General features: G+C 69.3%; 25 protein-coding genes. 12 read left to right on the forward strand and 13 right to left on the reverse strand.

Annotated features, from left to right (window positions below; all coding sequences use genetic code 11):
• Positions 1–7: 7 nt before the first annotated feature.
• From folK to MX659_RS07485, 12 genes are all read right to left on the reverse strand, one after another.
• Positions 8–1,069 carry a 2-amino-4-hydroxy-6-hydroxymethyldihydropteridine diphosphokinase gene (gene folK, locus MX659_RS07430; RefSeq protein ID WP_267192841.1) on the reverse strand — a complete coding sequence of 354 codons (1,062 nt, stop codon included), beginning with the start codon at positions 1,067–1,069 and terminating at the stop codon, positions 8–10.
• Positions 1,066–1,908: a dihydropteroate synthase gene (gene folP / locus MX659_RS07435; RefSeq protein WP_267192842.1), complete on the reverse strand. Its 843-nt coding sequence runs from the start codon at positions 1,906–1,908 to the stop codon at positions 1,066–1,068. Before folP ends, folK begins: the two co-directional genes overlap by 4 nt.
• An 8-nt stretch (positions 1,909–1,916) precedes the next feature.
• Positions 1,917–2,483, reverse strand: coding sequence for a GTP cyclohydrolase I FolE (gene folE, locus MX659_RS07440; protein WP_267192843.1), 567 nt, complete (start codon positions 2,481–2,483; stop codon positions 1,917–1,919).
• Between the two features lie 57 nt (positions 2,484–2,540).
• Positions 2,541–3,443, reverse strand: a complete 903-nt coding sequence (locus tag MX659_RS07445; RefSeq protein ID WP_267192844.1) for an ATP-binding protein — start codon at positions 3,441–3,443, stop codon at positions 2,541–2,543.
• On the reverse strand, positions 3,440–4,354 hold the full coding sequence (locus tag MX659_RS07450) for an ATP-binding protein (protein WP_267192845.1): 915 nt from the start codon (positions 4,352–4,354) through the stop codon (positions 3,440–3,442). The genes MX659_RS07445 and MX659_RS07450 overlap by 4 nt, the downstream gene beginning before the upstream one ends.
• 3 nt (positions 4,355–4,357) lie before the next feature.
• The gene (locus MX659_RS07455) at positions 4,358–4,741 is read right to left on the reverse strand and encodes a NifB/NifX family molybdenum-iron cluster-binding protein (protein WP_267192846.1); all 384 of its coding nucleotides are present in this window, start codon (positions 4,739–4,741) and stop codon (positions 4,358–4,360) included.
• Between the two features lie 34 nt (positions 4,742–4,775).
• Positions 4,776–5,135 carry a NifB/NifX family molybdenum-iron cluster-binding protein gene (locus tag MX659_RS07460; RefSeq protein WP_267192847.1) on the reverse strand — a complete coding sequence of 120 codons (360 nt, stop codon included), beginning with the start codon at positions 5,133–5,135 and terminating at the stop codon, positions 4,776–4,778.
• 10 nt (positions 5,136–5,145) lie between these two features.
• Positions 5,146–5,556: a PadR family transcriptional regulator gene (locus tag MX659_RS07465; protein ID WP_267192848.1), complete on the reverse strand. Its 411-nt coding sequence runs from the start codon at positions 5,554–5,556 to the stop codon at positions 5,146–5,148.
• Between the two features lie 156 nt (positions 5,557–5,712).
• Positions 5,713–7,701, reverse strand: coding sequence for an ATP-dependent zinc metalloprotease FtsH (ftsH, locus tag MX659_RS07470; RefSeq protein WP_267192849.1), 1,989 nt, complete (start codon positions 7,699–7,701; stop codon positions 5,713–5,715).
• 13 nt (positions 7,702–7,714) lie between these two features.
• Positions 7,715–8,260 (reverse strand): hypoxanthine phosphoribosyltransferase, encoded by a 546-nt coding sequence (hpt, locus tag MX659_RS07475; protein ID WP_267192850.1) that lies wholly within the window; start codon positions 8,258–8,260, stop codon positions 7,715–7,717.
• A 40-nt stretch (positions 8,261–8,300) separates the two neighbouring features.
• Positions 8,301–9,689: a tRNA lysidine(34) synthetase TilS gene (gene tilS, locus MX659_RS07480; protein WP_267192851.1), complete on the reverse strand. Its 1,389-nt coding sequence runs from the start codon at positions 9,687–9,689 to the stop codon at positions 8,301–8,303.
• Positions 9,690–9,730: 41 nt separating this feature from the next.
• Positions 9,731–10,252, reverse strand: a complete 522-nt coding sequence (locus MX659_RS07485; RefSeq protein WP_267192852.1) for a C-GCAxxG-C-C family protein — start codon at positions 10,250–10,252, stop codon at positions 9,731–9,733.
• 130 nt (positions 10,253–10,382) lie between these two features.
• Between MX659_RS07485 and MX659_RS07490 the strand changes: the two genes are divergently transcribed.
• The 12 genes from MX659_RS07490 to MX659_RS07545 all read left to right on the forward strand — a co-directional run bounded on the left by MX659_RS07490 (position 10,383) and on the right by MX659_RS07545 (position 22,573).
• Positions 10,383–11,345 (forward strand): glycine betaine ABC transporter substrate-binding protein, encoded by a 963-nt coding sequence (locus tag MX659_RS07490; protein ID WP_267192853.1) that lies wholly within the window; start codon positions 10,383–10,385, stop codon positions 11,343–11,345.
• A gap of 18 nt (positions 11,346–11,363) precedes the next feature.
• Positions 11,364–12,548 carry an ABC transporter permease gene (locus tag MX659_RS07495; protein ID WP_267192854.1) on the forward strand — a complete coding sequence of 395 codons (1,185 nt, stop codon included), beginning with the start codon at positions 11,364–11,366 and terminating at the stop codon, positions 12,546–12,548.
• The gene (locus MX659_RS07500; protein WP_267192855.1) at positions 12,545–13,504 is read left to right on the forward strand and encodes an ABC transporter ATP-binding protein; all 960 of its coding nucleotides are present in this window, start codon (positions 12,545–12,547) and stop codon (positions 13,502–13,504) included. Before MX659_RS07495 ends, MX659_RS07500 begins: the two co-directional genes overlap by 4 nt.
• Positions 13,494–14,240, forward strand: coding sequence for an ABC transporter permease (locus tag MX659_RS07505; protein WP_267192856.1), 747 nt, complete (start codon positions 13,494–13,496; stop codon positions 14,238–14,240). Before MX659_RS07500 ends, MX659_RS07505 begins: the two co-directional genes overlap by 11 nt.
• A 72-nt stretch (positions 14,241–14,312) precedes the next feature.
• On the forward strand, positions 14,313–15,419 hold the full coding sequence (mqnE, locus tag MX659_RS07510) for an aminofutalosine synthase MqnE (RefSeq protein WP_267192857.1): 1,107 nt from the start codon (positions 14,313–14,315) through the stop codon (positions 15,417–15,419).
• Entirely contained in the window at positions 15,419–16,249 is an 831-nt protein-coding gene (locus tag MX659_RS07515; RefSeq protein ID WP_267192858.1) for a menaquinone biosynthetic enzyme MqnA/MqnD family protein, read from the forward strand. Before mqnE ends, MX659_RS07515 begins: the two co-directional genes overlap by 1 nt.
• Positions 16,246–17,343: a cyclic dehypoxanthinyl futalosine synthase gene (gene mqnC, locus MX659_RS07520; protein ID WP_267192859.1), complete on the forward strand. Its 1,098-nt coding sequence runs from the start codon at positions 16,246–16,248 to the stop codon at positions 17,341–17,343. Before MX659_RS07515 ends, mqnC begins: the two co-directional genes overlap by 4 nt.
• A gap of 313 nt (positions 17,344–17,656) precedes the next feature.
• Positions 17,657–18,823 (forward strand): glycosyltransferase, encoded by a 1,167-nt coding sequence (locus MX659_RS07525; protein ID WP_267192860.1) that lies wholly within the window; start codon positions 17,657–17,659, stop codon positions 18,821–18,823.
• Positions 18,824–18,834: 11 nt separating this feature from the next.
• Positions 18,835–19,062, forward strand: a complete 228-nt coding sequence (locus MX659_RS07530) for a DUF2905 family protein (protein ID WP_267192861.1) — start codon at positions 18,835–18,837, stop codon at positions 19,060–19,062.
• A 45-nt stretch (positions 19,063–19,107) separates the two neighbouring features.
• Positions 19,108–20,367: an NAD(P)/FAD-dependent oxidoreductase gene (locus MX659_RS07535; RefSeq protein WP_267192862.1), complete on the forward strand. Its 1,260-nt coding sequence runs from the start codon at positions 19,108–19,110 to the stop codon at positions 20,365–20,367.
• Between the two features lie 56 nt (positions 20,368–20,423).
• Complete coding sequence (locus MX659_RS07540; RefSeq protein WP_267192863.1) at positions 20,424–21,275, forward strand: MTAP family purine nucleoside phosphorylase; 852 nt, start codon at positions 20,424–20,426, stop codon at positions 21,273–21,275.
• A complete protein-coding gene (locus tag MX659_RS07545; RefSeq protein WP_267192864.1) occupies positions 21,272–22,573 on the forward strand; it encodes an amidohydrolase family protein in 1,302 nt (433 codons plus the stop codon). The genes MX659_RS07540 and MX659_RS07545 overlap by 4 nt, the downstream gene beginning before the upstream one ends.
• Before the next feature lie 24 nt (positions 22,574–22,597).
• On the opposite strand, the gene MX659_RS07550 is transcribed toward MX659_RS07545, so the two are convergent.
• Entirely contained in the window at positions 22,598–23,308 is a 711-nt protein-coding gene (locus MX659_RS07550) for an ABC transporter ATP-binding protein (RefSeq protein ID WP_267192865.1), read from the reverse strand.
• Positions 23,309–23,313: the final 5 nt, after the last annotated feature.

Consider the following 23,313-nt stretch of genomic DNA (forward strand, 5'->3'; position numbering starts at 1 on the left):
GCGCGCCTTACTCGTCGCCGAGCGACTCCAAGACCCGCCCGGCCGCCTGCGCCTCGACGAGCAACCGCCGCGCATCTGCCTCGTGCTCCTTCGGAACGAGCAAGCGCACGGTCTGCACGATCGGAACCACGTTTCCCGGCGGCTCCATGATCACAGGGACGCCGGCGCTTTCGAGCAGCGTTTTATGGATGAGCGCGCCTACCGGCCCGTCCCCGGCCAGACGCTGGAACGTCTCAACGACGACCCACCCCTCGGTCCTCGGCAGTTCCACCTCGGCGTCGCCTGCCTGCCGCTCGTCTGCAGCAAGGCCTTCTTCCGGCACGTACTCGACGCGCTCGCCGCGCCACGGCACCGGCGGTGTCAGGCGCTCGAAGCCCGGAACGAAGCCGATCACGCGGGTGATGCGGCCGTATGAGGCGCCCTCGCGGCTCACGGCCGAGCCGTCCGGGAGCGTCGCCTCCGGCGCGACCTCGAGGAGCGGCACCACCACGAACTCCCGCTCGCGAAGACGCGGGTGCGGGATGGTGAGCCGAGGGCTTGCCCACTCTTCGTCGTCGAACAGCAGGATGTCGATGTCGATCGTTCGCGGGCCCCAGCGCGTGCCGTCGCGCACCCGCCCGAGCTCGGCTTCGATGCGCAGACACTCGTCGAGCAGCTGGTCTGCGCGAAGCGCCGTCGCCACCGCCGCGACCGCGTTCGCGAACGGCGGCTGGCTCGCATCGCCCCACGGCTCCGACTCGTACAGGTGGCTCACGACCGCCACCGTCGTCTCAGGGACCTCGCCCACGCGCCGAAGCGCCTCAGCGATCGTGCGCTCCCGCTCGCCGAGGTTCGCCCCGAGCCCGAGAAGCGCCATCGAGCGATGCCGGACCTCCTCGCTCGTCGGCCAGCGCAAGAGCGCCCGCCAGTGCGGCAGCGGCTGCTCGCCGCTCGCGGCGCGCACGCGCGGAGCGTCCGGGGCCGCGCCACGCACCGCCGCTTCTGCGCGCTCGAGCGCCTCGGGGTCATCGACCTCGACCTCGCCGAAGCCCGAAAGCGTCCTGCGATACGCGTCGTCGAGGCCGCTCACGTCGCTTCCCCCTCGAGCGCCCGCCACACGGCGAGCGCCTGCACCGTCTCGCGCACGTCGTGCACGCGCAGCACGCGCGCGCCGCGTGCCGCCGCCCACAGCGCGACGCCGACGCTGCCGCCGAGCCTGCGCTTCGGGTCGGCCTCGCCGGTGATGTCGCCGATCATCCGCTTGCGCGAGGCGCCGACGAGCACGGGAAAACCGAGCGACGCGAGCTTGGGCAGCGCGCGCAGGAGCTCCAGGTTGTGGTCGAGCGTCTTGCCGAAGCCGATGCCGGGATCCACGCAGATGCGCGACCGCGCGACGCCAGCAGCGATGAGCGTGTCGGCCTGCTGCGACAGGAACGCTCGCACCTCGGACACGACGTCGTCGTAGTACGGCTGCACCTGCATGCTCTTCGGCTCGCCGAGCATGTGCATGACGACGAGCCCCGCATCGCTTCGTGCTGCCACGCCCGCCATCGCCGGGTCGCGGAAGCCCGCGACGTCGTTGACGATGCTCGCACCTGCAGCGATCGCGGCTTCAGCGACACGCGCGTGCCGCGTGTCGATCGAGACCGGAACGCCCGCATCGCGCGCGAGGCGCTCCACGACCGGCAGCACCCGCTCGGCTTCGACGTCGGGCGGCACCTCGTCTGCGCCAGGCCGCGTGGACTCGCCGCCGACGTCCAGGACGTCGGCCCCTTCCGATACGAGCCGCAGCCCGTGCTCGACCGCCGCGTCCGCCGTCGCGTGCTCGCCGCCGTCGGAGAACGAGTCCGGCGTGACGTTCACGATGCCCATGACGAGCGGGCGCTCGAGCCCAAGCGCCAACCGCCCGCACTGCCACACGCGGCCCACGCGACCTCCTAGCCTGCGCCTTTGATGAGCGACATCGCCTCGGCCCGCGTCGCGATGTTGCTCGCGAAGATGCCACGGACCGCGGACGTGGTCGTGATAGCACCTGGCTTGCGGACGCCGCGCATCGACATGCAGAGATGCTCGGCCTCGATGACCACCAGCACGCCTTGCGGGTCCAGGTGCTCGACGAGAGTGTCGGCGATCTGCGAGGTCATGCGCTCCTGGACCTGCGGCCGACGCGCGAAGACGTCGACCACGCGCGCGAGCTTCGAGAGCCCGCAGATACGGCCGTGCTTGCCGGGGATGTACGCGACGTGCGCGCGTCCCATGAACGGCACGAGGTGGTGCTCGCACATCGAGTACAGCGGGATGTCGCGCACCAGCACCATCTCCTGGTGGCCTTCGTTGAACGACACGCTGAAGTGCTCAGCGGGGTCCTGCTCGATGCCAGCGAAGATCTCCTCGTACATGTCAGCCACGCGGCGGGGCGTCTCGAGCAGCCCTTCGCGCCCAGGGTCCTCGCCGATGCCTTCCAGGATGAGACGGACGCCGCGCTCGATCTTCTCGCGGTCCATGCGCGCTCCTTCGCGTTCGGACGACACGCTGATTCTAGCGCACGGTGAAGCGAGGTCTCACAGGAGCGTCTCGATGGCCGCGATCGCCTCGCGGGCCGCAGCCAGACCGGGGGAGCCGGTCGCGAGCACATCTTCGAGCGCCGCGCCCGCTGCCAGCGCTTCGAGCGTGCGTGCGAGCGCATAGTCGAAGGGGATCTCGCCGAGAAGCGCGAGCCCTTCGGTGCGCGCGAGATGGCGGACGCGCTCGGCGCCTTCGGCCGAGAGGTCGGCCTTGTTCAGCACCACGGCGACGCGCACGCCGAGCCGCCGCGCGAGCGTCACGAGCCGCGAGAGGTCGTGCTCGCCGGACACGGTGGGCTCCGCGACGCCGACGACGAGATCGGTGTTCGTCACCGAGGCGATCACGGGGCAGCCCACGCCCGGAGGGCCGTCCACCACGAGGAGGTCCGCGCCGTCGCGCTTCGCGATCTCGAGCGCGGCCCCGCGGACTTCGGTCACCAGCTTGCCGGAGAGGTCTTCGCCCGGCACGAGCTCGCCGTACACGACAGGCCCGACCACCGACGTTGCCGTGACGACTCTGCCCGCGATCGTGCTCACCATGGCGATGGCGCTGTCGGGACACTGCACGACGCACGCGCCGCAGCCTTCGCACGCAAGCGGATCGACGGCAAGCGTCGGCCGCACGAAACTCTCGCTTCCCTGCACGATCGCATCGAAGCGGCACACCCGCGCGCACGCGCCGCACCCGCGGCAGACGTCCTGATCGATCACCGCGACGGCGCCGCCCGCGAACGGCCGCGACGAGCGCTCCTGGGCGCCGAGCGCGATGGGGAGGTTCGCGGCCTCGACGTCGCAGTCCGCAAGCGCGATCCCCCACCTCGCCCACAGGTGGCTTGCAAGCGCCGTGAGCGTGGTCTTGCCGGTACCGCCCTTGCCGGACGCGAACACGACGGTCTTCATTCTTCGGCCTTCCCAGCGAGCATCGCAATCCCTTCGAGGAGCGTTGCGAACCACTCCGCCCCGTCCGGGTGCTCGTCGATGACGAGCCCGCCCCGCGCGTAGATCTCGGCGATGCGGCGGTCGAACGGGATCGTGAGCAGTATCGGGACGCCCTCGTGCGCCGCGAACACCTCGACGTCGGCCTGTCCCGCGCCGACGCGGTTCAGCACGATCCCCATCGGCGTCTGGAGCTGCCGGCCGAGCTCCACGGCCAGGCGCAGGTCGTGCAGCCCGAACGGTGTCGGCTCCGTGACGAGCACGAGCGCGTCTGCGCCCCGCATGGCAGCCACGGCCGAACACGACACGCCGGGCGGCGAGTCGAGCACGGTCACCGAGCGCGCGAACACCGCCGCTCGCTTGCGGGCGGCCCGGATGACGTCGGGCGACTTCACCTGCCCCACGTCGAGTCGCCCGGTGACGACGTCGATGACGGTCGGCGCGGCGAGCCCACCTGTGATGCTCGACCACTCGACCTCCCCGACGCGCGTTGCGACTTCGCGGATCGCGCCGACGGGGCAGGCCCGCGTGCAGCGGCCGCAGCCGTGGCACAGCTCCTCGAAGACGATCGCCTTCCCGCCAAGCACACGGATCGCACCGTACGCGCACTCGTTCCGGCAGATCCCGCAGCCGGTGCACACGTCCGCGTCGATCGCCGCGAGCGGGAACGTCACTTCCGATACGCCCTGCGCCTCGCCGCGCAGGAACAGCGCGTCGTTCGGCGCCTCCACGTCGCAGTCCACGAGCGCCACAGGCGTGCCAGAGCGGGCCGTGGCCACCGCGAGGTTGGTGGCAACGAGCGTCTTGCCCGTCCCGCCCTTGCCGGAGGCGACGGCGATCTTGACCTTCCTGAGCGCGAGGCTCGAACCCAGCATGGCCTAGTGACCGTGCCCGCCGCAAACGTAGCCAGGGTCGATGATCTCGGTCTCGCCAGCGAGGAACGCCTCCACCGCGTCACGGACGATGGCCCGCTCGTTGTCGAAATACACGGTGATGCCGGCGTCGTTGAAGCCCGCAAGCGGCCTGGCACCGATGCCCGCCACCATGAGCGCGCTCACGCCGTGCGACGCCAGCAGCTCGACCGGCCGGAGGCACCCGCCTTCGACGTGCGGCGGGTTGTCCACCACGCGCACCGCCGAGACCGCTCCGTCCTCGATCTCGACGACGGTGAAGCAATCGCAGCGCCCGAAGTGCCCGGAACGCTCGCAGTCGAGCCCTCCGTCACCCACCGACGGGATCGCCAAGACGACCTTCTCGCTCATTGCGACCTCTCTTCCTACGGCCTGCCTGGCCGCCTCACTCCTGATGCGCTTCGCCTGCCGCGTCGATCCGCTCGAGCGTGCCTGCTTCGAGCGCCTCGATGGCCTCCCGCACCGTCTTGCCGCTGCCTACGTACCCTTCGATGCCGAGCGACTCCAGCACGCGGAACGCGTTCGGACCCAGATGGCCGGTGATCACGGCCGTCGCGCCCGCGTTCGAGACGGTCTCCGCCGCTCCAAACCCCGCCCCCTGCATCGCGTTGCGGTTGCTGGCGTTGTCGATCGCCTCAGTGGCGCCAGAGTCCGTGTCGTAGACGATGAACCACATCGCACGCCCGAACTTGTCGTCGACTGTGCTGTCGAGGTCAGGACCGAGCGCTGAGACTGCGACTTTCATGAGAGCCCTCCTACTGTTCGTCCTGCGGAAGCGCCGCATCGATCGCGTCGACGGCGCGCGCGAACAGATCGCGGCTGGCGGCCAGGTGCCCACGCCAGTGCTGGAGCACTGCGACGCCGTCCGCGGTGATCGTGTACCGGCGACGCTGGGGACCCGCCTCGGTGTCCTCCCATTCCGAGGTCACGAGCCCTTCGGCCTCCAGCCGTCGCAGCGTCCGGTACAGCCCTCCGAGGTCGACGGCGAGCGTCCCGCCCGTCATCTCTTCGATGACCTGCGCAAGCTCGTAGCCGTGCCGCGACGATGAGGCGAGCCCCGCGAGCACCAGCGGCTCGACGAGCGCCCAGCGCCCGCGCCCGACCTGGCGCTGCGTCCCATCAGCGGCCTCGCAGCACCTACGACCCAGCGGGAATCCGTTCGGCACCTGCACGCCTCCTTGCTTTCGTCATGTATATGACTACATCACATAGATGCGCGCGTCAAGACCTTGATGCGATCCTGCGCAGACCCGTCAGCGAGCGAGCGGGGCGCCGCGTCGTCGCGCGCGAGAGAGGACGGCGCCCGGGTGCGCCTCGCGCGCTTACGCTGGCGACACCGGCGGGACGGTCGGCGGCATCTCGACGATCGGCCGGGCGTCCTCAGGCTGCTCCGGCTTCTCCTCGCGCTCTCGCTCCCTGCGCCGCCGCTTGCGGTCCTCGGACTCGGCCTTCGCCTGACGCTCGGCCTCCTGCTTGAGGTACTCCTCCCACGTGCCATCGAGCAGCGCCTTGAGCTCGTCTTTGTCCACGGTCTCGCGCTCGATGAGCACCGAGGCGATCTGGTCGAGCTGTGCACGCCGCTCGGTAAGGATGGTGCGCGCGCGGTCGAACGCCTCGTCGATGAGGCGCCGCACCTCCTTGTCGATCTCGTAGGCGATCTCCTGGCTGTAGTTGGGCGTCGCGGAGAAGTCGCGGCCCAGGAACACCTCGTGCTGGTCTTCTCCGAGCGTCATCGGCCCGAGCCGGTCGGACATGCCGTAGCGCGTGACCATCTGCCGCGCGAGCTTGGTGGCCCGCTCCAGGTCGTTGCTCGCGCCTGTGGTGACGTCGCCGATGGCGATCTCCTCGGCAACGCGGCCGCCGAGCAGCATGGCGAGCTCGTCGAGCATCTCGCCTTTCGTGCTCAAGAACTTGTCCTCGGTCGGCAGCGCGAGCGTGTACCCGAGCGCGCGGCCCCGCGAGATGATGCTGATCTTGTGGATGGGGTCGGTGTTCGGCAGCACGTGGCCGACGAGCGCGTGGCCCGTCTCGTGGTACGCGATGATGCGCTTCTCCTTCTCGGAGATGAGCCGGCTCTTCTTTTCAGGACCTGCGATGACGCGCTCGATGGCCTCCTCGAGCTCCTCCATCTCGATGCGCTTCTTGCCGTGCCGTGCCGCGAGCAGCGCCGCTTCGTTCACCATGTTCGCCAGGTCTGCGCCCGTGAAGCCGGGCGTCCGGCGAGCGAGCACCTCCAGGTCGATGTCGTCGGCCATCGGCTTGCCGCGCGTGTGGATCTTCAAGATCTCCACGCGGCCTTTAAGGTCCGGCCGGTCCACCACGATCTGCCGGTCGAACCGCCCGGGACGGAGCAGCGCTGCGTCGAGCACGTCCGGACGGTTCGTCGCGGCCATGATGATGACGTTGTCCTTGATGTCGAACCCGTCCATCTCCACGAGCAGCTGGTTCAACGTCTGCTCGCGCTCATCGTGGCCCCCGCCGAGACCGGCGCCGCGCATGCGGCCTACCGCGTCCAGCTCGTCGATGAACACGATGCACGGAGCCGCGGCTTTCGCCTGCTCGAACAGGTCGCGCACGCGGCTCGCGCCGACGCCGACGAACATCTCCACGAAGTCAGAGCCCGAGATCGAGAAGAACGGCACGCCCGCCTCGCCTGCGACTGCGCGCGCGAGGAGCGTCTTGCCGGTGCCCGGAGGCCCGACCAGGAGCACGCCTTTCGGGATCTTCGCGCCGAGCGCCTGGAACTTGCCGGGGTTGCTCAAGTACTCCTTGATCTCTTGCAGCTCCTCGACAGCCTCGTCCACGCCCGCAACGTCTTTGAAGGTGATGCGCGGCATGTCGCGCGTCATACGCTTGGCGCGCGCCTTGCCGAACGACATGACCTTGGAGTTGCCCCCCTGCATCTGGTTCAGGAAGAAGAACATGACGCCCACGATGAGGATCGCGGGAATGAGCTGCGAGAGCAGCGCCACCCACCACTGCGAGTCCGAGGTGTTCGCACGGTAGCCCTCGAGCGGCGGGTTCTCGGCGATGAGCTGGGCGAACCAATCGTCTCCCAAGTAGGTGGTGTTGTACTGGTGGGCCTGCTTCTTCGCCTTGTCCGCGGCCGTCGGGTAGTACTCGCCTCGCACCCGCTGCTCGCGGACGATGACCTCTGCGTTCACGACGCGACCGTCTTTGAGCGCCGTGACGAACGCCGACGTCGGCAGGTCGTCCACACGGCCCTGCGTCTCGAAGCTGTTGGCGACGAACAAGAGCGCCACTGCGATGAGCAGCAGGTACAGCAGCGCCGTTCTCAGGTTCCGGTTCAATGCACGCTCCTTGTCACGAGGTCTGCGTGTAGACCTCCGGTTTCAGCACGCCGATGTACGGCAGGTTCCGGTACTTCTCCGCATAATCCAGTCCATACCCCACGACGAACTCGTCCGGCACGGAGAAGCCCACGTACTTGCACTCGATCGGCACCCGCTGCTTGCCTTCTTTGGAAAGCAGCGTCACGACCTCCAGGCTCTTGGGCTTGCGCGACGCGAGGTTGCGGAGCAGGTACTTGAGCGTGAGACCGGTGTCGAGGATGTCCTCGACCACGAGCACGTCGCGGCCGGCGATCACCTCGTCGAGGTCCTTGATGATGCGCACCACGCCCGACGACTTCGTGGACGAGCCGTACGACGACACGGCCATGAAGTCGATCTCGACAGGACCGTCGATCGCCCGGGCGAGGTCCGCCACGAACAGCGCAGCGCCCCTGAGCACGGCGACGAGCAGGAGCGAGGAGCCCTCGTAGTCGTGGGCGATCTGCGCTCCGAGCTCGCGGACGCGACGCTGGATCTGCTCCTCGGTAAGCACGATGTGGTCGATGTCGGGGTGCATCTGCATCCTCGCTGTCCCTTTCTTCTGCCCTATCGTCGCCTCACGGCCGTTCCCACTCGAGCACCACCGCACGCTGCGTCGCGGCGGTCACTTTGAACCTGTCGCTCGTCACGAGCCCCGCCACCCACACGACCTCGTCACCGCATCGCACCACCGGCGTCACCGGGCGAAGCCGCCTCGGCACTTTCGCGTCGACGAAGACGTCGTGCAGCTTCTTGGTGCCCGCCATGCCGAGCGGCCGGATGCGATCGCCCGGGCGAGGCGCGTCGACCACGAGCGGCACCTCGATACGGTCGGCGTCTACGACGGCCGCATCGCGCGTCGCGGGCATCTCGCCAGGCTCCGCGTGCCGCGCCACGAGGACGCCGGCCGCGCCCAGATCGGCACGTCCGGGGACTTCGAGCAGACAAGGTTCGATCGGAGCGGGCGCGTGCCCGCGCCGGGAAACTGCTAGTGTAGCGTACTCCGTCTCGGCTCGCAGGCCGAAGGGAAGATCGCGCGCAAAACTTTCACACGAGAGCCCCTCGATGAGCGCCTCGACGTGCTCTGCCTCGAGCCTGCCGGCGTCCGGGAACGCGACCGTGAGCGCCGCGCGGACGGTGCGGCGCGCCATCGCGCGCGAGAGCGTCGCCATGCGGGCCTTGTCGAACTCCACCCGCTCGGGCGCCACGGTCGCGAAGTCGCGGGCGAAGGCCTCGGCCATCTCGGCGAGCAGGTCGTCTTCGTCAGCAAGGATCCGAAGCGTGCGCTCCGTCGTCTGCGCGAAAGACGGGAACCGCGACTCGATCACCGGCAGGAGCTCTGCACGCACCCACGCCCGCGTCCGAGCTGTGTCGGCGTTCGTGGCGTCTTCCCGCCACTCAGCGCCCTGCGCCGCGAGCCACTCCCGCACCTCGCTCCGGCGCACGCCCAGAAGCGGCCTGACGACCCGCCCGCGTACCGGCCGGATCCCTCTCAGCCCGCTCGCGCCAGCGCCGGTGAGCAACCGCATGAGGAAGGTCTCCACGTGATCGTCGAGCGTGTGCGCGACCGCGATGCGCGCCCGAGATCGTGGCGCGCCGAGCTCATCGGTGAGCGCGTCTGCCTCCTGCTCGGCGAACCGGTAGCGGACGCGCCGCCCGGCGTCTTCAAGGTTGAGCCCCTCCTGCTCGGCGAAGTCCGCCACGTCGTAGCGCACCACGCGGCACGGCACCGAGAGCTCGGCAGCGAGCGCCTCGACGAACGCGGCGTCGGCGAGAGAGTCGGCGCCGCGCAGCATGTGGTCGACGTGCAGCACGCGGATCCGGCCTTGAAGGTCGCCGAACGCGCCCGAGACGAGCAGACGGAGCAGCGCGACTGAGTCCGCACCGCCGGAAACGAGCGCCACCACCGCGGCGCCCTCGGGGAACATGCCGTGCTCGAGCGCGGTCGCGCGTGCGATGTCAGCCACGTCGGTCATGTGAGAAGCGTACGCGCGAGCGCACGCGCGCGCTAGAGCGAAGGCGTCGCCGTGTCCGCGCGCCCGTGCTCGCGAAGGAGCTCGACGACCCAGCGCGCGGTCGTCCCCACGAGCTCGGCGCAGTGCGCCCAGCGCGCAGGGGCGTCCATGCCGCCGTGGCGTTCTGCGACCTCGTGGCAGGTCTCAGCCCGCTCGCGCTCGACCCATCGCCGCCGAAGCTCCGCTGCCGCCTCGTAGCTCGGCTCCCAGGCGTCGGCGGGCCCTGAACGGCCGAGCACGATCCCTGATGCCATCACCGCGCCAGCAAGGGCCCCGCAGATGCACCGCGAGCCCCCGAGCCCCTCGCAGAACCCAGACGCCATGCGGTGCACGCCCTCAGGCATCGGCGAGCCGAGCGCTTCGTTGACGGCCTTCACGACGGACTCCCCGCACCACAGCCCGTTCTGGTAGTAGGAAGCGGCAGCGATCTCGGCCCGGCTGGCAGGATCGGCGTCCCACCAGCCGCCGAGCACGCGCGCGGGCGCGGGGCGGATCGGCGTCGTCGGTGCTTCCATCGTGCGGCTCGCTTCCGGTGGAGCATAGACAGCGGCTATTGACACGATTAGAGTATCTCATACCACGTCCAGCGCAACCGTGTCCAGTGGGACGGGTACAGAATCCCCAGCCAGGAGAAAGGAGCGCCTCGTGAGATCACGGTCATTGATCGCACTGCTCGCGATCGCCGTCGTCGCAACCGTCACCGTCGGCGGGTGCGCGACGAAGCAAAACAGCGCAGGAGGCGGAGGCGAGACGAAGCAGGGCCCCACGGTTCGCGTCGCGTCGCTGCTGGATTCAGAAGGCGTCGTCTTGGGCTCGATGGTCATCCAGATGCTCGAGGCGAACGGCATCCCCACGGAAGACAAGACGAAGTTCGGTACGCCTGACGTGGTCCGCAAGGCCATCCTCGCCGGCGATGTGGACGCGACCATCGACTACACCGGCTCGGGGCAGTACTACGTCGGACCCGAAGGCGATCCGTTGTGGAACGACCCAGAGAAGGGCTACCAGACCATCAAGGAGAAGGACCTCGCCAACGGGCTCGTATGGCTCACGCCTGCTCCGGCGAACAACAGCGAGTACTTCGGGGTGAAGAAGGAGTTCGCCGAGGCGAACGGCCTGAAGTCCATGGAGGACTTCGCCCGCTACGTCAACGGCAGCGGTGCCGTCAAGCTCATCGGCGACCAGTCCTGGATGGACAACCCGGCCGGGCTGAAAGCGTACGAGGCCGCGTACGGATTCACGCTGCGCGACGATCAGAAGATCGGGCTTTCGAACGGCGTGACCGCCCAGTTCATCCAGGCGCTCGTGAACGGCACCGACGGGGTGAACGTCGCCGAGGTGTACGCCACGGACGGCGGGCTGGCCGAGCAGGGCATCGTAGTCCTCGCAGACACGAAGAACGTGCCGCCCGTCTATCGCCCCACGCCCGTGTTCCGCAAGGAGATCATCGAGGCGTATCCTGAGATCGAGGGGATCTTGAAGCCGGTGTTCGAGTCGCTCACGACCGAGACGCTGCAAGAGCTGAACCGTCAGGTCGCGTTCGGCGGCAAGTCGGGCAAGGACGTGGCGCGCGAGTATCTGGTCTCAAAGGGATTCTTGAAGCAGTAGCGACGTCGGAAGAGCACGGTGGACGGCCCTGACCTTTCGCTTCACGCTCGGGCCAGGGCCGTCGCGGTGTCGGGCGCAGCGCTCGGCATCGCGGCGGCCCTCGGCCCGTTCGGCCTCGTCTTGCGCGTGAACCGCATCGCGCGCGGCGAGGCGGTCTCGCTCTTCTCTGCGTTCGGGCCGTGGGGCGTCGCGCTCGTCGCGTGCTGGGCGATCGTCGCCGTCCTCGCTCTGTCTTCCGCCCCGCTTCGGATGCGCGGCATCGTCGGCTCGCTCGCCGCCGGCGCAGCGCCCGTCCTCGCGCTGTGGCAGGCCGGCTCGGTCGCCGCACGCTACACGCTTCAAGCAGGCGACCTCGCCAGAGTCTCGCTCGGAGCCGGCTTCTGGCTCACCGTCGCCGCGTCTTACATCGCGATCTTCGCGGCGACCGCATGGCTTAAGCGCAGCGTCGTTCGGGGGCTCGTCGCTTACGGGCCGTTCGCTGCCGTCGCCGCGCTGCTTGCCAGCGGCGCGCTTTCCTCTCTCGGCATCGTCAGAGAGTACGCCAACAACGCCGAGGCGTTCGCGAAGCAGATGAACCTGCACGTCGCCTACGTCGGCGTCTCTGTCCTCGCGGGCCTCGTGCTCGGCCTTGCGCTGGGGCTTCTCGCCGCCCGGAAGCCGGCGACCGAGCCCGTCGTGTTCGGCGCCCTCAACGTTCTGCAGGTCCTCCCCACCCTCGCGTTCATCGGGCTGCTGTACCCCGTGCTCACCGACCTCTCGCGCAGGGTCGACCTGTTTGCAGCAGTCGGCGTGCACGGCGTCGGATGGGCGCCAGTCGTCATCGTCTTGTCGGCCTACGCCGTCTATCCGATCGCACGCAACACCCACGCCGCATTCGTCAGCCTGGAGCCTGCCGTCATCGACGCAGCGAGGGGCATCGGCATGGGCCCGGCGAGCGTGCTCGCTGAAGTCGAGCTGCCGCTTGCTGCGCCTGTCATCCTGGCCGGACTCCGGGTCGCGCTCGTCCAGAGCACGGCTGGCGCCATCATCGCGGGTCTGGTCGGCGGCGGCGGGCTCGGGACGTTCGTGTTCCTCGGCGCGAGCGAGACAGCAAGCGATCTCATCCTTCTCGGCGTCCTGCCGATCGTCGCGCTCGGACTCGCGTTCGATCGCGGGCTGACGGCCGTGGAGACCGCGCTCACACTGTGGAGGGAGCCTGCGTGATCGAGATCGTCGGCCTCACGAAGACCTACGGGCAGCATACGGCAGTGAACGGGCTCGACCTGCGCATCGAGACTGGCGAGCTCACAGTGCTGCTCGGCCCGTCCGGCGCGGGGAAGACCACCGTGCTGCGCTGCATCAACCGCCTGATCGAGCCGACGGCAGGGGCCGTGCTCATCGACGGCCTCGATGCCTCGACGCTCGACCCGGTCGAGCTGCGCCGCTCCATGGGCTACGTCATCCAGAACGTCGGGCTGTTCCCGAACATGACCATCCGCCAGAACGTCGCCGCCGTGCCACGCCTGCTCGGTTGGGACCGGGCCCGCATCGAGCGGCGTGTCGAGGAGATGCTTGACGCAGTCGGCCTCGACCCCTCGCGCTACGGCGACAAGTACCCGCGACAGCTCTCCGGCGGCGAGGCCCAGCGCGTCGGCGTGGCTCGCGCGCTTGCCGCCGATCCGCCCGTGCTGCTCATGGACGAGCCGTTCGGCGCCGTCGACCCGCTCACGCGGGAGCGCCTGCAGACGCTCATGCGCGACCTCCAGCGCCAGCTGAAGAAGACGGTCGTGTTCGTCACGCACGACATCGACGAGGCGGTGCTCCTCGCCGACCGCATCGCGCTCATGAAAGACGGCCGGCTGGAGCAGCACGACACGCCGGAGGCGATGTGGCGCCGGCCGGCGAACGAGTTCGTGAGCAGGTTCTTCGGCGAGAACCTCGGGCTTCGCGTCATCATCCGACACTGCCTGGCTGACGTCTCCCTCAAACCGGTCGGCGGCGACGCCGCGGACCTGCCGCGCATCGATGCGGGGGTGTCGCTGAAAGAGGCGCTCGCCGAGCTCGTCGGCAGGCGTGTCCGGGCGCTCGTGGTGGTGCGCAACGGCGAACCGATCGGCGTCTTCGACTTCGACGTGCTCGTCGAGTCGCTCGTGGAGGAGCGTGCGTGTGATGCCGTCTGAGCAGACCCGCCAGCGCGTTGTGCGCTGGGCAGGCATCGCAGTCCTCGGAGCAGCCACCGCGTGGATGACGCTCGACGCGCGCGGATTCGAGCGTTTGCTCAAGGCGTTGGCGCCGCACGAGTCCTCCTGGCTCTACCCCACCAAGCCGCTCGTGACGCTCATGGCCGAACAGGTGTGGCTTGCGACCGCCGCGAGCCTGCTCGCGTTCGTGGCAGGCGGCCTGCTTGGCGCGCTCGCGCTCACGCGGTTCGGCATCGCCTTCAGGGACCTCGTGCTGAGCGCCGCCAGCCTCGCGCAGACGGTGCCGACGGTCGCGCTCATGGCGCTGTTGGTGCCGCTCACGGGGTACGGCCCCGAGCCCGTCATCGTGGCGCTCACGCTCTACAGCGTCCTGCCGATCGCCCTCAACGTCATCGCCGGAATCGAGAGCGTGCCGCCGGAGGTACGCGATGCCGCGACAGGCATCGGCATGGGCCGTCTGCAGCGCCTGGTGCGCGTTGAGCTTCCGCTCGCGATGCCCGTCATCATGGGCGGCGTGAAGAACGTGGTCGTCATCAACGTGAGCGCCGCCACGCTCGGCGCGGTCGTGGCGGCAGGCGGCCTGGGCATGCCCATCCTCGCAGGCTTCCACGACTACAACGACGCGTACATCCTCGAAGGCGCGCTGCCCGCGATCGCCCTCGCCTTGCTGCTCGACCGAGCGCTCACCGTCCGTCCCCGGTGGGACGTGCGCTGACACCTAGCGCCCGGCACGCCGCCGTCCTACACTGTGCAGCGTTTGCCGCTTCGAGAGACGAAGGTGGTCCACGTGCCCTTCTTTTTTTCCGACCCCGCCCTTGAGCCCATCGCCGAGAAGGTGCTCGCCGGCGAACGCCTGTCACGCGAGGACGGCCTCGCGCTGTACGCGAGCCGCGACCTGCTCGGCATCGGACAGCTCGCCGACACGGTGCGCCGACGCATCAACGGCGATACGGTCCACTTCATGGTGAACCGCCACATCAATCCCACGAACATCTGCCTGAACCGCTGCAAATTCTGCGCGTTCTCGCGGAACAAGGACCAAGACGGCGCGTACGAGATGACGCTCGAAGAGATCGTCCGCACCGCTGAAGAAGCGGTCCCTGACGGTGCGCACGAGATCCACATCGTCGGCGGCCTGCATCCTGACTGGCCGTTCGAGTTCTACGTCGAGATGGTGCGCCGCTTGCGCGAGGCCCTCCCGCCGCACGTCATCATCCAGGCGTTCACGGCCGTAGAGATCGAGCACTACGCGAAGATCAGCGGGCTGTCGACGCTCGAGGTCCTGCGGACGCTCAGGGACGCCGGCCTGCAGGCCCTGCCCGGCGGCGGGGCGGAGATCTTCTCCGAGCGCGCACGCCGCCTCGCGTGGGACAAGAAGACCTCGGCTGACGACTGGCTGCGCATCCACGGCGAGGCGCACTCGCTCGGCATCAAGACGAACTGCACGATGCTGTACGGGCACATCGAGACCCTCGAGGAGCGCGTCGACCACCTCGTGCGCCTTCGCGAGCAGCAAGACGCTTCCGGCGGGTTCCTCGCGTTCATCCCGCTCGCCTTCCATCCGCTCAACACCGAGCTTTCGGACCTGCCGCCGACCACCGGCTACGACGACCTGAAGACGCTCGCGATCTCGCGTCTCATGCTCGACAACGTCCCGCACATCAAGGCGTTCTGGATCATGCTCGGGCTCAAGGTCGCGCAGCTGTCTGTCGCCTTCGGCGTGGACGACCTCGACGGCACGGTCGTGCAGGAACGCATCACGCACATGGCAGGCGCCGCCACGCCAGAGGCGCTCTCGAAAGACGAGCTCCTCGCGCTCATCCGGGAGACCGGCCACACGCCTGTGGAGCGTGACACGCTCTACAACGTGGTGCGCGTCTACGAGGAGGCGTGATGCGCCCGCGCCTCGGCCACATCCAGTTCCTGAACTGCCTGCCGCTGTACTACGGGCTCGTGAAAAGCGGCGATCATCTGCTCGAGGTCGACCTCGTGAAGGCGGCGCCACGGGAGCTCGCCGAGCGCATCGTCGCAGGCGACCTCGACGTCGCTCCCATCCCGTCCATCGAGTACGCGCGCCACGCGGACGAGTTCGTCCTCCTGCCAGACATCGCGATCTCCTCCGATGGCGAGGTGCAGTCGATCCTGCTTGCCTCCACCGTGCCGGCGGAAGAGCTCGATGGGCGCACGGTCGCCCTCACGGACACCTCGCGCACCTCACAGGTGCTCGCGCGCGTCCTGCTCGCGAAGCGCTGGGGCGCCAGTCCCGCGTACGTCGAGATGCCGCCGGACCTCCCCGCCATGCTGCGCGAGGCAGAGGCCGCGCTGCTCATCGGCGACGAGGCGCTCCGCACCTATTGGGAGCGGCCGGAGGGCGTGCGGCTCTACGACCTCGGCACCGAGTGGACCGCCTGGACCGGGCTGCCGATGGTGTACGCCGTGTGGGCGGTCAGGCGCTCGTTCGCCGAGGAGCGGCCGGACGCGGTGCGTGCCGTCATCGACGCGCTGTCGGGATCGCTGGCGTACTGCCGCGCGCACCTCGACGACATCAGCGAGTACGCGGCCCGGTGGGAGCACTTCGGAGCCGACCGGTTCCGCTCCTACTTCGACGCGCTGCAGTTCCGCTTCGAACCGCGCTTCCGCGAAGGGCTCGCGCGGTACTTCCAAGAGGCCGTCGGCATCGGCGCGCTCGATGCCGTCCCCGCGATCGAGGTGCTCGGCGAGTGAGCGAGCTTGCCGCCATCGCGTTCGAGGCCGCTCACGGCGCGCGCCGCCTGACGCCCGAGGAGGCGCTCGCGCTGCTCGAGCGCGCCGACACGCTCGAGCTCGGCGCGGCCGCCTCTGCGATGCGGAGACGGCTGCATCCTGCTCCCGAGGTCACCTTCATCGTGGACCGCAACGTCAACTACACCAACATCTGCGTGAGCGGCTGCCGCTTCTGCGCCTTCTACCGCGACAAGGACGCGTCCGACGCGTACCTGCTCACGCTCGATGAGCTCTTCGCGAAGATCGAAGAGACGCTCGCGCTCGACGGCACCGCGATCCTGCTGCAAGGCGGCCTGCATCCAGACCTCGGCATCGAGTGGTACGAGGACCTTCTTGTGGCGATCAAGCAGCGCTATGCCATCCACGTGCATGGGTTCGGCCCTCCCGAGGTGGTGCACATCGCGAAGGTCTCCGGGATACCGACGCGCGAGGTCCTCGCACGGCTGCGCGACGCCGGGCTGGATTCGCTGCCCGGGGGCGGGGCCGAGATCCTCGTCGACCGCGTCCGCAGCCACGTGTCGCCGAAGAAGGCCACGAGCGAGCAGTGGCTCGCAGTGATGCGCGAAGCGCACGAGCTCGGGCTCTCGACCACAGCGACGATGATGTTCGGCGGGCTGGAGACGCTCGCCGAGCGGGTCGAGCACCTGGCGCGCATCCGGGCGGTGCAAGACGAGGCCGTGGCCGCTGGGCGCGTCGGCTTCCGCGCGTTCATCGCGTGGAGCTTCCAGCCGGGCAACACCGAGCTCGAAGACGAGGTCGTCGAAGGCGCTGGGAGCGGGTGGCAGTACCTGCGGACGCTCGCGGTCGCGCGGCTGTTCCTGGACAACGTCCAGAACCTCCAAGCGTCGTGGGTAACGCAGGGCCCGAAGATCGGTCAGATCTCGCTCGCGTTCGGTGCGAACGACATGGGCTCGACGATGATCGAGGAGAACGTCGTGGCCGCTGCCGGCACGCGGTTCGTCATGGCGCGCGACGACCTGGTGCGCCTCATCCGCGATGCTGGGTTCACGCCGGTGCAGCGCGACACGCTCTATCGCGAGGTCCGGCGGTTCTGAGCAGACCCGTCACCTCGGCAGCGGCACCACCTGGCGCGTCGCCTCGCCTTCCGTCCCGCTCGCCTGCGGCTGCGGCAGTTGCGACGGCTGTGACGTCCGGTTGCACCCGGCCGCGAAAGCGACCTACGCGCAGACGGCGATCAGACGGACGAGCACCTTGCTGGCAACCATCGTCCCACCCCTTGTCCTGCCTCCCTCTGCTCGATCGATAGGACGCCCGTGCGGAGCCGTCAAGCGCACCTCTGTTCGGCGCCGTTCAGGTAGACTTGGACCGAGACGCACGCTCCGTGCCGAGCGAGGGGATACACCGGTCATGCGGATCCTCCTGGTCAGCCACGCCTACCCACCAGCCATCAGCGGCGTCACCGTGGTCGTGCACAAAGTCGCCCACGAGATGGTGCGCCGCGGCCACGAGGTGATGGTCGTTGCGGCGAGCGACAACGGCGCGCCGTACGAGCACGACGACGACGGCGTGCGCGTGGTGCGCGTCCGCTCCGCGCCGAACCCGTACTGGCGCGCGGGACGCCTGCCGATCGCCGGTTCGGAGCACCTCGCGGAGATCGTGCTCGGCTTCTCGCCGCACGTCGTCCACTCGCACGAGTCGGCGTGGCTCGCCTGGCAGCTCGCGCGCCTGCGCGAGGAGATCCCCGTGCCGCTGCTCGCCACCTGCCACTTCGTGCCGCGCTTCCTCACGCACTACCTCGGCCCGTCGCTTCGCACCCAGGCGCGCGAACGCGTCGCCTGGCGCGTGGCGGTGCGGCTGCTCGACCGCTTCGATTGCGTGGTCTTTCCGACCGAGACGCAGCGCCAGATGTATCTGCGGGCCGGGCTTGGCGCTCCGACGCGCGTCATCTCGAACGGCGTCGACCTTCGCCGCTACCGGCCGGGCCCGAGCGAAGGCCCCGCCGGGCTTGCGCTGCCACCGCGCCCGCGCGTCCTGGCCGTCGGACGCGTTGCACGCGACAAGCGCCTCGACGTGCTCTTGCACGCGTTCGCCTACCTGCGCGACACCCGTGCCTCGCTCGTGATCGCAGGCGACGGGAATGCTCGCGAAGACCTGGCGCGGCTCGCGACCGAGCTGCAGCTCGACGAGACGGTGGCGTTCACCGGCTCCGTTCCCGAGGCGGTCATGCCTGACCTGTACCGTGCGTGCGACATCTACGCCATCACCTCGCTCGTCGAGGTGCAGTCGATCACGACCTTGCAGGCCCTCGCAACGGGGCTGCCGGTTGTGGCCGCCGCGGCAGGCGCGCTCCCAGAGGTCGTCCAGCACGGCGTGACCGGCCTGCTCGTGCCGCCCGAAGACCCTCGCGCGACGGCAGACGCGCTGAGATCGCTTATCGCCGACCCTGAGCGGGCCCGAACGCTCGGGGCCAACGGCGTGCGCGCCGCCGCAGCGCACGACGAGCGGCACACCTTCGACGCGTACGAGCAGCTGTACCTTCAGGCCGCTGAACACCACGTGACCGCTGGTTCGTGAGGAGGGATCGCGTGAGTCTGGAGACGTTCGGGAAAGTCATCATGGCGCTCGGGATCGGCCTTGCGCTCCTCGGGGCGCTCGTGTGGCTTGGCGGCCGGCTCGGGCTGGGCTCGCTTCCGGGCGACGTCCGCATCGAGCGGGAGAGCTGGGGCTGCTACGTGCCGATCGCGAGCTCGATCGTGCTGTCGCTCGTGCTGACGCTCGTGCTCAATCTCATCGTCCGCCTGCTGCGGAAGTAGACCGGCGGCGGCTCGGGTAAGAATATGCAGGACCGAGGAGGAGCTATGCAGACGTGCACCAGCCCGACCGAGAAGCGCCGGATCGTCATCGCGGGAGGCGGCTACGCCGGAACGACCCTTGCGGTGCGCCTGGCCAAGCGCATCAAGCCGAGCGACGACGTCGAGATCCTGCTGATCGAGCCGAACCCCTGCCAGCAGGCGCTTTCGGAGCTCGACCTCGTGGCGGTCGGCCCGCCCCGGCCGGAGTTCTGCGAGCTGTGGCTGCCGACGATCTTCAAGGACCTGCCGGTCACGGTGTGCTACAACCGCGTCCACTCGGTGCTCCCTGACGAGCACGCAGTGCTGGTGGGACCGCGCGAAGGTCCGCATGAGAAGGTCACGTACTGGCGGCTCGTGCTCGCCACCGGGGCGGTCGCGTTCGTGCCGCCCGTGCCCGGCCTGAAGGAGCACGCCACCACGATGTGGTCGGTGCACGACGCCCAGGAGCTGCAGCAGCGCATCGAGCAGCAGTTCCGCATCGCCGCGAAGACCGTCGACCGCGACGCGCGCGCCCAGGCGCTCTCGTTCGCCGTCATCGGCGGCGGCGCGACCGGCATCGAGATCGTCGGGACGATGGCGCAGATGCTCCCGAAGCGCATGCGCGACCACGGACTCGACCCCGTCGACCTGCACGTGCACCTCGTGGAGGGCCGGCCCGACATCCTGTACGACCTGCCCGAGAACCTGCGTCGCAAGGCCAAAGCGCGGCTCGCTCGCTTGGGCGTGGAGCTGCACCTGGGCTCGATGGTCTCGTCGGTGGACGACACGGGCATCACGCTCGAGAGCGGCGCTCGCGTCCCGGCGGCGGTCGTCGTGTTCTGCGGCGGCGCGAAGGCCGACCCTGATGCGACCACCTGGGGGCTCGCCGCCGACCCGTCCGGGCGCCTGATGGTGGACGAGTCGCTGCACGCGAGCGGCCATCCTGACATCTACGCCATCGGCGACGTAGCGGCGTTCCGCGACCCGGAGACGAAGCGCACGCTGCCGATGCTCGCGCAGTTCGCCATCCGCGAGGCCGAGCACACGGCGGACAACCTCCTGCGCGAGCTCCGTGGCGAGACGCCGCAGCCCTTCCGTCCGCACATGCACGGCGAGTTCGTGAGCATCGGGCCGAGCTACGGCGTCGGCTGGGCGTTCCGCTTCCACCTGAGCGGCCTGCCCGCCATCGTGATGAAGCGCTTCACCTACGCCATGTACTGGTACGAGGTGGGCGGCATCCGGACCGCGTTCAAGCGCCTGCGCGAGATGCTGGCGATGCAGCGATAGCGCCGCGTCTTCGCAGGCCGGCCCGCTTGCGGTACGCTTGCGCCGAGGAGGTCCCGATGTCCGCTACTGCTGTCCCGTCCGCTCAGTTCGGCGTGTGCGGCGGCTCAGGCTCACTGTCGCTCGAGTTTCCTGGCGCGCTCGACGACCCGCGCGTCGAGGTGCTTGCCGAGGGGCTCGTGTTCGACACGCCGTTCGGCCGCTCGCCCGCCTTCACGCACTTCCGCGTGACGGGCGAGCACGGCCCGCGCGACGCGCTCGCGGTGAGGATGCACGGCTGGCGCCGCGGCGTGAAGCGGGCCGACGCCAGCCTGCAGGTGTTCTGGGTGTTCCACGAGGCGGGCGTCCGTAAGGTGCTCGCGGACGGCGGCGTGGGCGCGCTCAACTACCTGCTCGACCCGCGCGACGTGGTCGTTCCCACCGACTTCATCGACCTGTCGATCAAGCAGGACATCTACGTGCGCGGTGACCACCTGCTCATCATGCGGCAGCCCATCTGCCCCGACCTGCATGCGCGGCTGTACGCAGCCGCGAGCGAGAGGTTCGCCCGCGTCTTCCGCCGCGGCGTCTACCTCGTCACCGACGGGCCGCGCTTCGAGTCCGTGGCGGAAGTCGACTACATGAAGCGCCTCGGCGCCGACGTCATCGGCCAGTCGCTCGCACCGGAAGTCTTCTTGGCGCGCGACATCGGGGCGTGCTATGCGGGCCTGTACATCGTCGTCAATCACGCCGAGGGCGTCGTCAAGGAGTGGGAGCACGACGAGCTCAAGGCGATCTTCTTCGACGAGTCCGAGGCGATCGCCTCCTGCGTGCTCGACGTCATCGCCGATGCCCCGCTCGACGCCGCGTGCGGTTGCATGGACCTTCGCAAGCCGAGCCTGCTTCTGCGCGCAGAGGAGCCGAGCACGTGATCATCGCAGGCGACTGGCTGGTCCCGGTGCTCGGCGCGCCGATCCGAGACGGCGCAGTCGTCGTCCGCTCTCCGCTCATCGTCGACGTGGGACCGCTCCTTCAGATGCGCGAGCGCTACCCCGGGCTTCCTGTCCGCGAGCACCCCGGCTGCGTCATCGCGCCGGGGCTCGTCAACGCGCACACGCACCTGGCGCTCACCTCCGTCGCCACCGCGATCGGACGCGCGCCGTTCCCCGAGTGGCTCGGGCGCGTGGCCGCCGCGATGCGCGCTTTGGACGCAGACGACCTTGCGGCGTCATGCGCGCATGGCGCGCTCATGTCGATCCGCGCGGGCGTCACGACCGTGGGGGACGTCGCGTACGGCCCCGAGGCCCCGGCTTCCGCTGCCGACGTCGGACTCGACGGCGTGTTCTTCTTCGAGGTCCTCGGGATCGCCGCCGGCGAGCTCGAACGGCGTCTCCAAGAGATGGAGTTCCCGTCGGACGTCGGGTCCTGCAAGGGCGGTCGCACGGTGTGCGGGCTCACGGCACACGCGCCGTACTCCTCCGGCCCTGACCTGATCCGCGCGGTCCACCGCACTGCGCACGAGCGCGGCGTCCCGTTCGCCATGCACCTCGCGGAGTCGGACGCCGAGGTCGAGCTGCTCGCCTCAGGCACGGGCCCGTTCTCGTCGCTCGCCGCACGCCTCGCCCACGGTTTCGCGCCGCCCGGATGCGGACCTGTCGAGTATGCGCACCGGCTCGGCGCCCTTTCCGGGACGATTGCCGTGCACTGCGTGAAGACCGCAGGCGACGAGATCTCCCTGCTCGCGCGCGAGGCGGCCGGCGCGGTGCTCTGCCCTCGTTCCAACCACGTCCTCGGCAACGGCGAGCCGCCCGTGCGCGAGATGCGCGCTCACGGCGTGCGCATCGCGCTCGGCACCGACTCGCTCGCGAGCAACGACGACCTCGACCTGTTCGCGGAGGCGCGAGCGCTGCGCGCACTCGATCGCACCCTCGAGCCAGAGCAGCTGCTTTCCATCATGACGATGGACGGCGCGGCGGTGCTGGGACTTCAGGACCGCGTCGGCGCGCTGACTCCGGGACGGTTCGCGGACGTCATCGCCGTGCGCACGGGTCCGACCGACGATCCGGTTCGCGCGCTTCTCGACCGCGGCTCCACAGACACCGTGCGCACCGTCGTGAGCGCAGGCGTGCTGCGCGTCGTCGATGGGCGTCCGACGGTGCCCACGCGAACCATCGAGAACGACAGCGCGCGGGTCGCCCTGAAAGCAGCCCGCGCGCTTCGCGTCTCGTAGCGGTGCGGGGTCGGCTCCGAGGCCTCACACCTCGCCGAGGTAGGTCTTGCGCACCTGCTCGTTGGTGAGGAGCTCCTTGCCGCCTCCCGTGAGCGCGATCCGGCCCGTCTCAAGCACGTAGCCGCGGTCGGCGACCGAAAGCGCCATCGCCGCGTTCTGTTCCACGAGAAGGATCGTGATGCCCTCCTCGTGCAGACGCTCGATCGTCTCGAAGATCGTCTCGACGACGACCGGCGCGAGCCCCATCGAGGGCTCGTCGAGCATCAAGAGCTTCGGCTTGGCCATCAGCCCTCGCGCCATCGCGAGCATCTGCTGTTCGCCGCCCGAGAGCGTCCCGCCCTTCTGCGCGCGACGCTCCTTCAGGCGTGGGAAGAGCTCGAACACCATCTCTTTGTCCGCCGCGATCCCATCGGCGTCGTTGCGGAGGAACGCGCCCATCTCGAGGTTCTCTTCGACGGTCATGCGCGGGAAGATCCGGCGGCCTTCGGGCACGTGCACGATGCCTTTCGCGGCGACCTGGTGCGCCGGCATGCCCTGGATCTCCTCGCCCGCAAAGACGATCCTGCCCTCGCGCGGCGCCAGCTGGCCGGAGATGGTCTTGAGCGTCGTCGACTTGCCCGCGCCGTTGGCGCCGATGAGCGTGACGACCTCACCTTCGGCGACCTCGACGTCGATGCCTTTGAGCGCCTCGATTTGGCCGTAGAACGTGTGGATGTTCTCGACTTTCAGCAGCATGGCCT

Origin of the sequence: Parvivirga hydrogeniphila, assembly GCF_023371205.1 — a bacterium.
GTDB lineage: Bacteria > Actinomycetota > Coriobacteriia > Anaerosomatales > Anaerosomataceae > Parvivirga > Parvivirga hydrogeniphila.

Coding starts and splice junctions, on each gene's coding strand:
- folE (WP_267192843.1), bottom strand. CDS start 2,483: ATGGACCGCGAGAAGATCGAGCGCGGCGTCCGTCTCATCCTGGAAGGC.
- MX659_RS07445 (WP_267192844.1), bottom strand. CDS start 3,443: ATGAAGACCGTCGTGTTCGCGTCCGGCAAGGGCGGTACCGGCAAGACC.
- MX659_RS07450 (WP_267192845.1), bottom strand. CDS start 4,354: ATGCTGGGTTCGAGCCTCGCGCTCAGGAAGGTCAAGATCGCCGTCGCC.
- MX659_RS07455 (WP_267192846.1), bottom strand. CDS start 4,741: ATGAGCGAGAAGGTCGTCTTGGCGATCCCGTCGGTGGGTGACGGAGGG.
- MX659_RS07460 (WP_267192847.1), bottom strand. CDS start 5,135: ATGAAAGTCGCAGTCTCAGCGCTCGGTCCTGACCTCGACAGCACAGTC.
- hpt (WP_267192850.1), bottom strand. CDS start 8,260: ATGCACCCCGACATCGACCACATCGTGCTTACCGAGGAGCAGATCCAG.
- MX659_RS07485 (WP_267192852.1), bottom strand. CDS start 10,252: ATGGAAGCACCGACGACGCCGATCCGCCCCGCGCCCGCGCGCGTGCTC.
- MX659_RS07505 (WP_267192856.1), top strand. CDS start 13,494: ATGCCGTCTGAGCAGACCCGCCAGCGCGTTGTGCGCTGGGCAGGCATC.
- MX659_RS07515 (WP_267192858.1), top strand. CDS start 15,419: ATGCGCCCGCGCCTCGGCCACATCCAGTTCCTGAACTGCCTGCCGCTG.
- MX659_RS07525 (WP_267192860.1), top strand. CDS start 17,657: ATGCGGATCCTCCTGGTCAGCCACGCCTACCCACCAGCCATCAGCGGC.
- MX659_RS07535 (WP_267192862.1), top strand. CDS start 19,108: ATGCAGACGTGCACCAGCCCGACCGAGAAGCGCCGGATCGTCATCGCG.
- MX659_RS07540 (WP_267192863.1), top strand. CDS start 20,424: ATGTCCGCTACTGCTGTCCCGTCCGCTCAGTTCGGCGTGTGCGGCGGC.
- MX659_RS07550 (WP_267192865.1), bottom strand. CDS start 23,308: ATGCTGCTGAAAGTCGAGAACATCCACACGTTCTACGGCCAAATCGAG.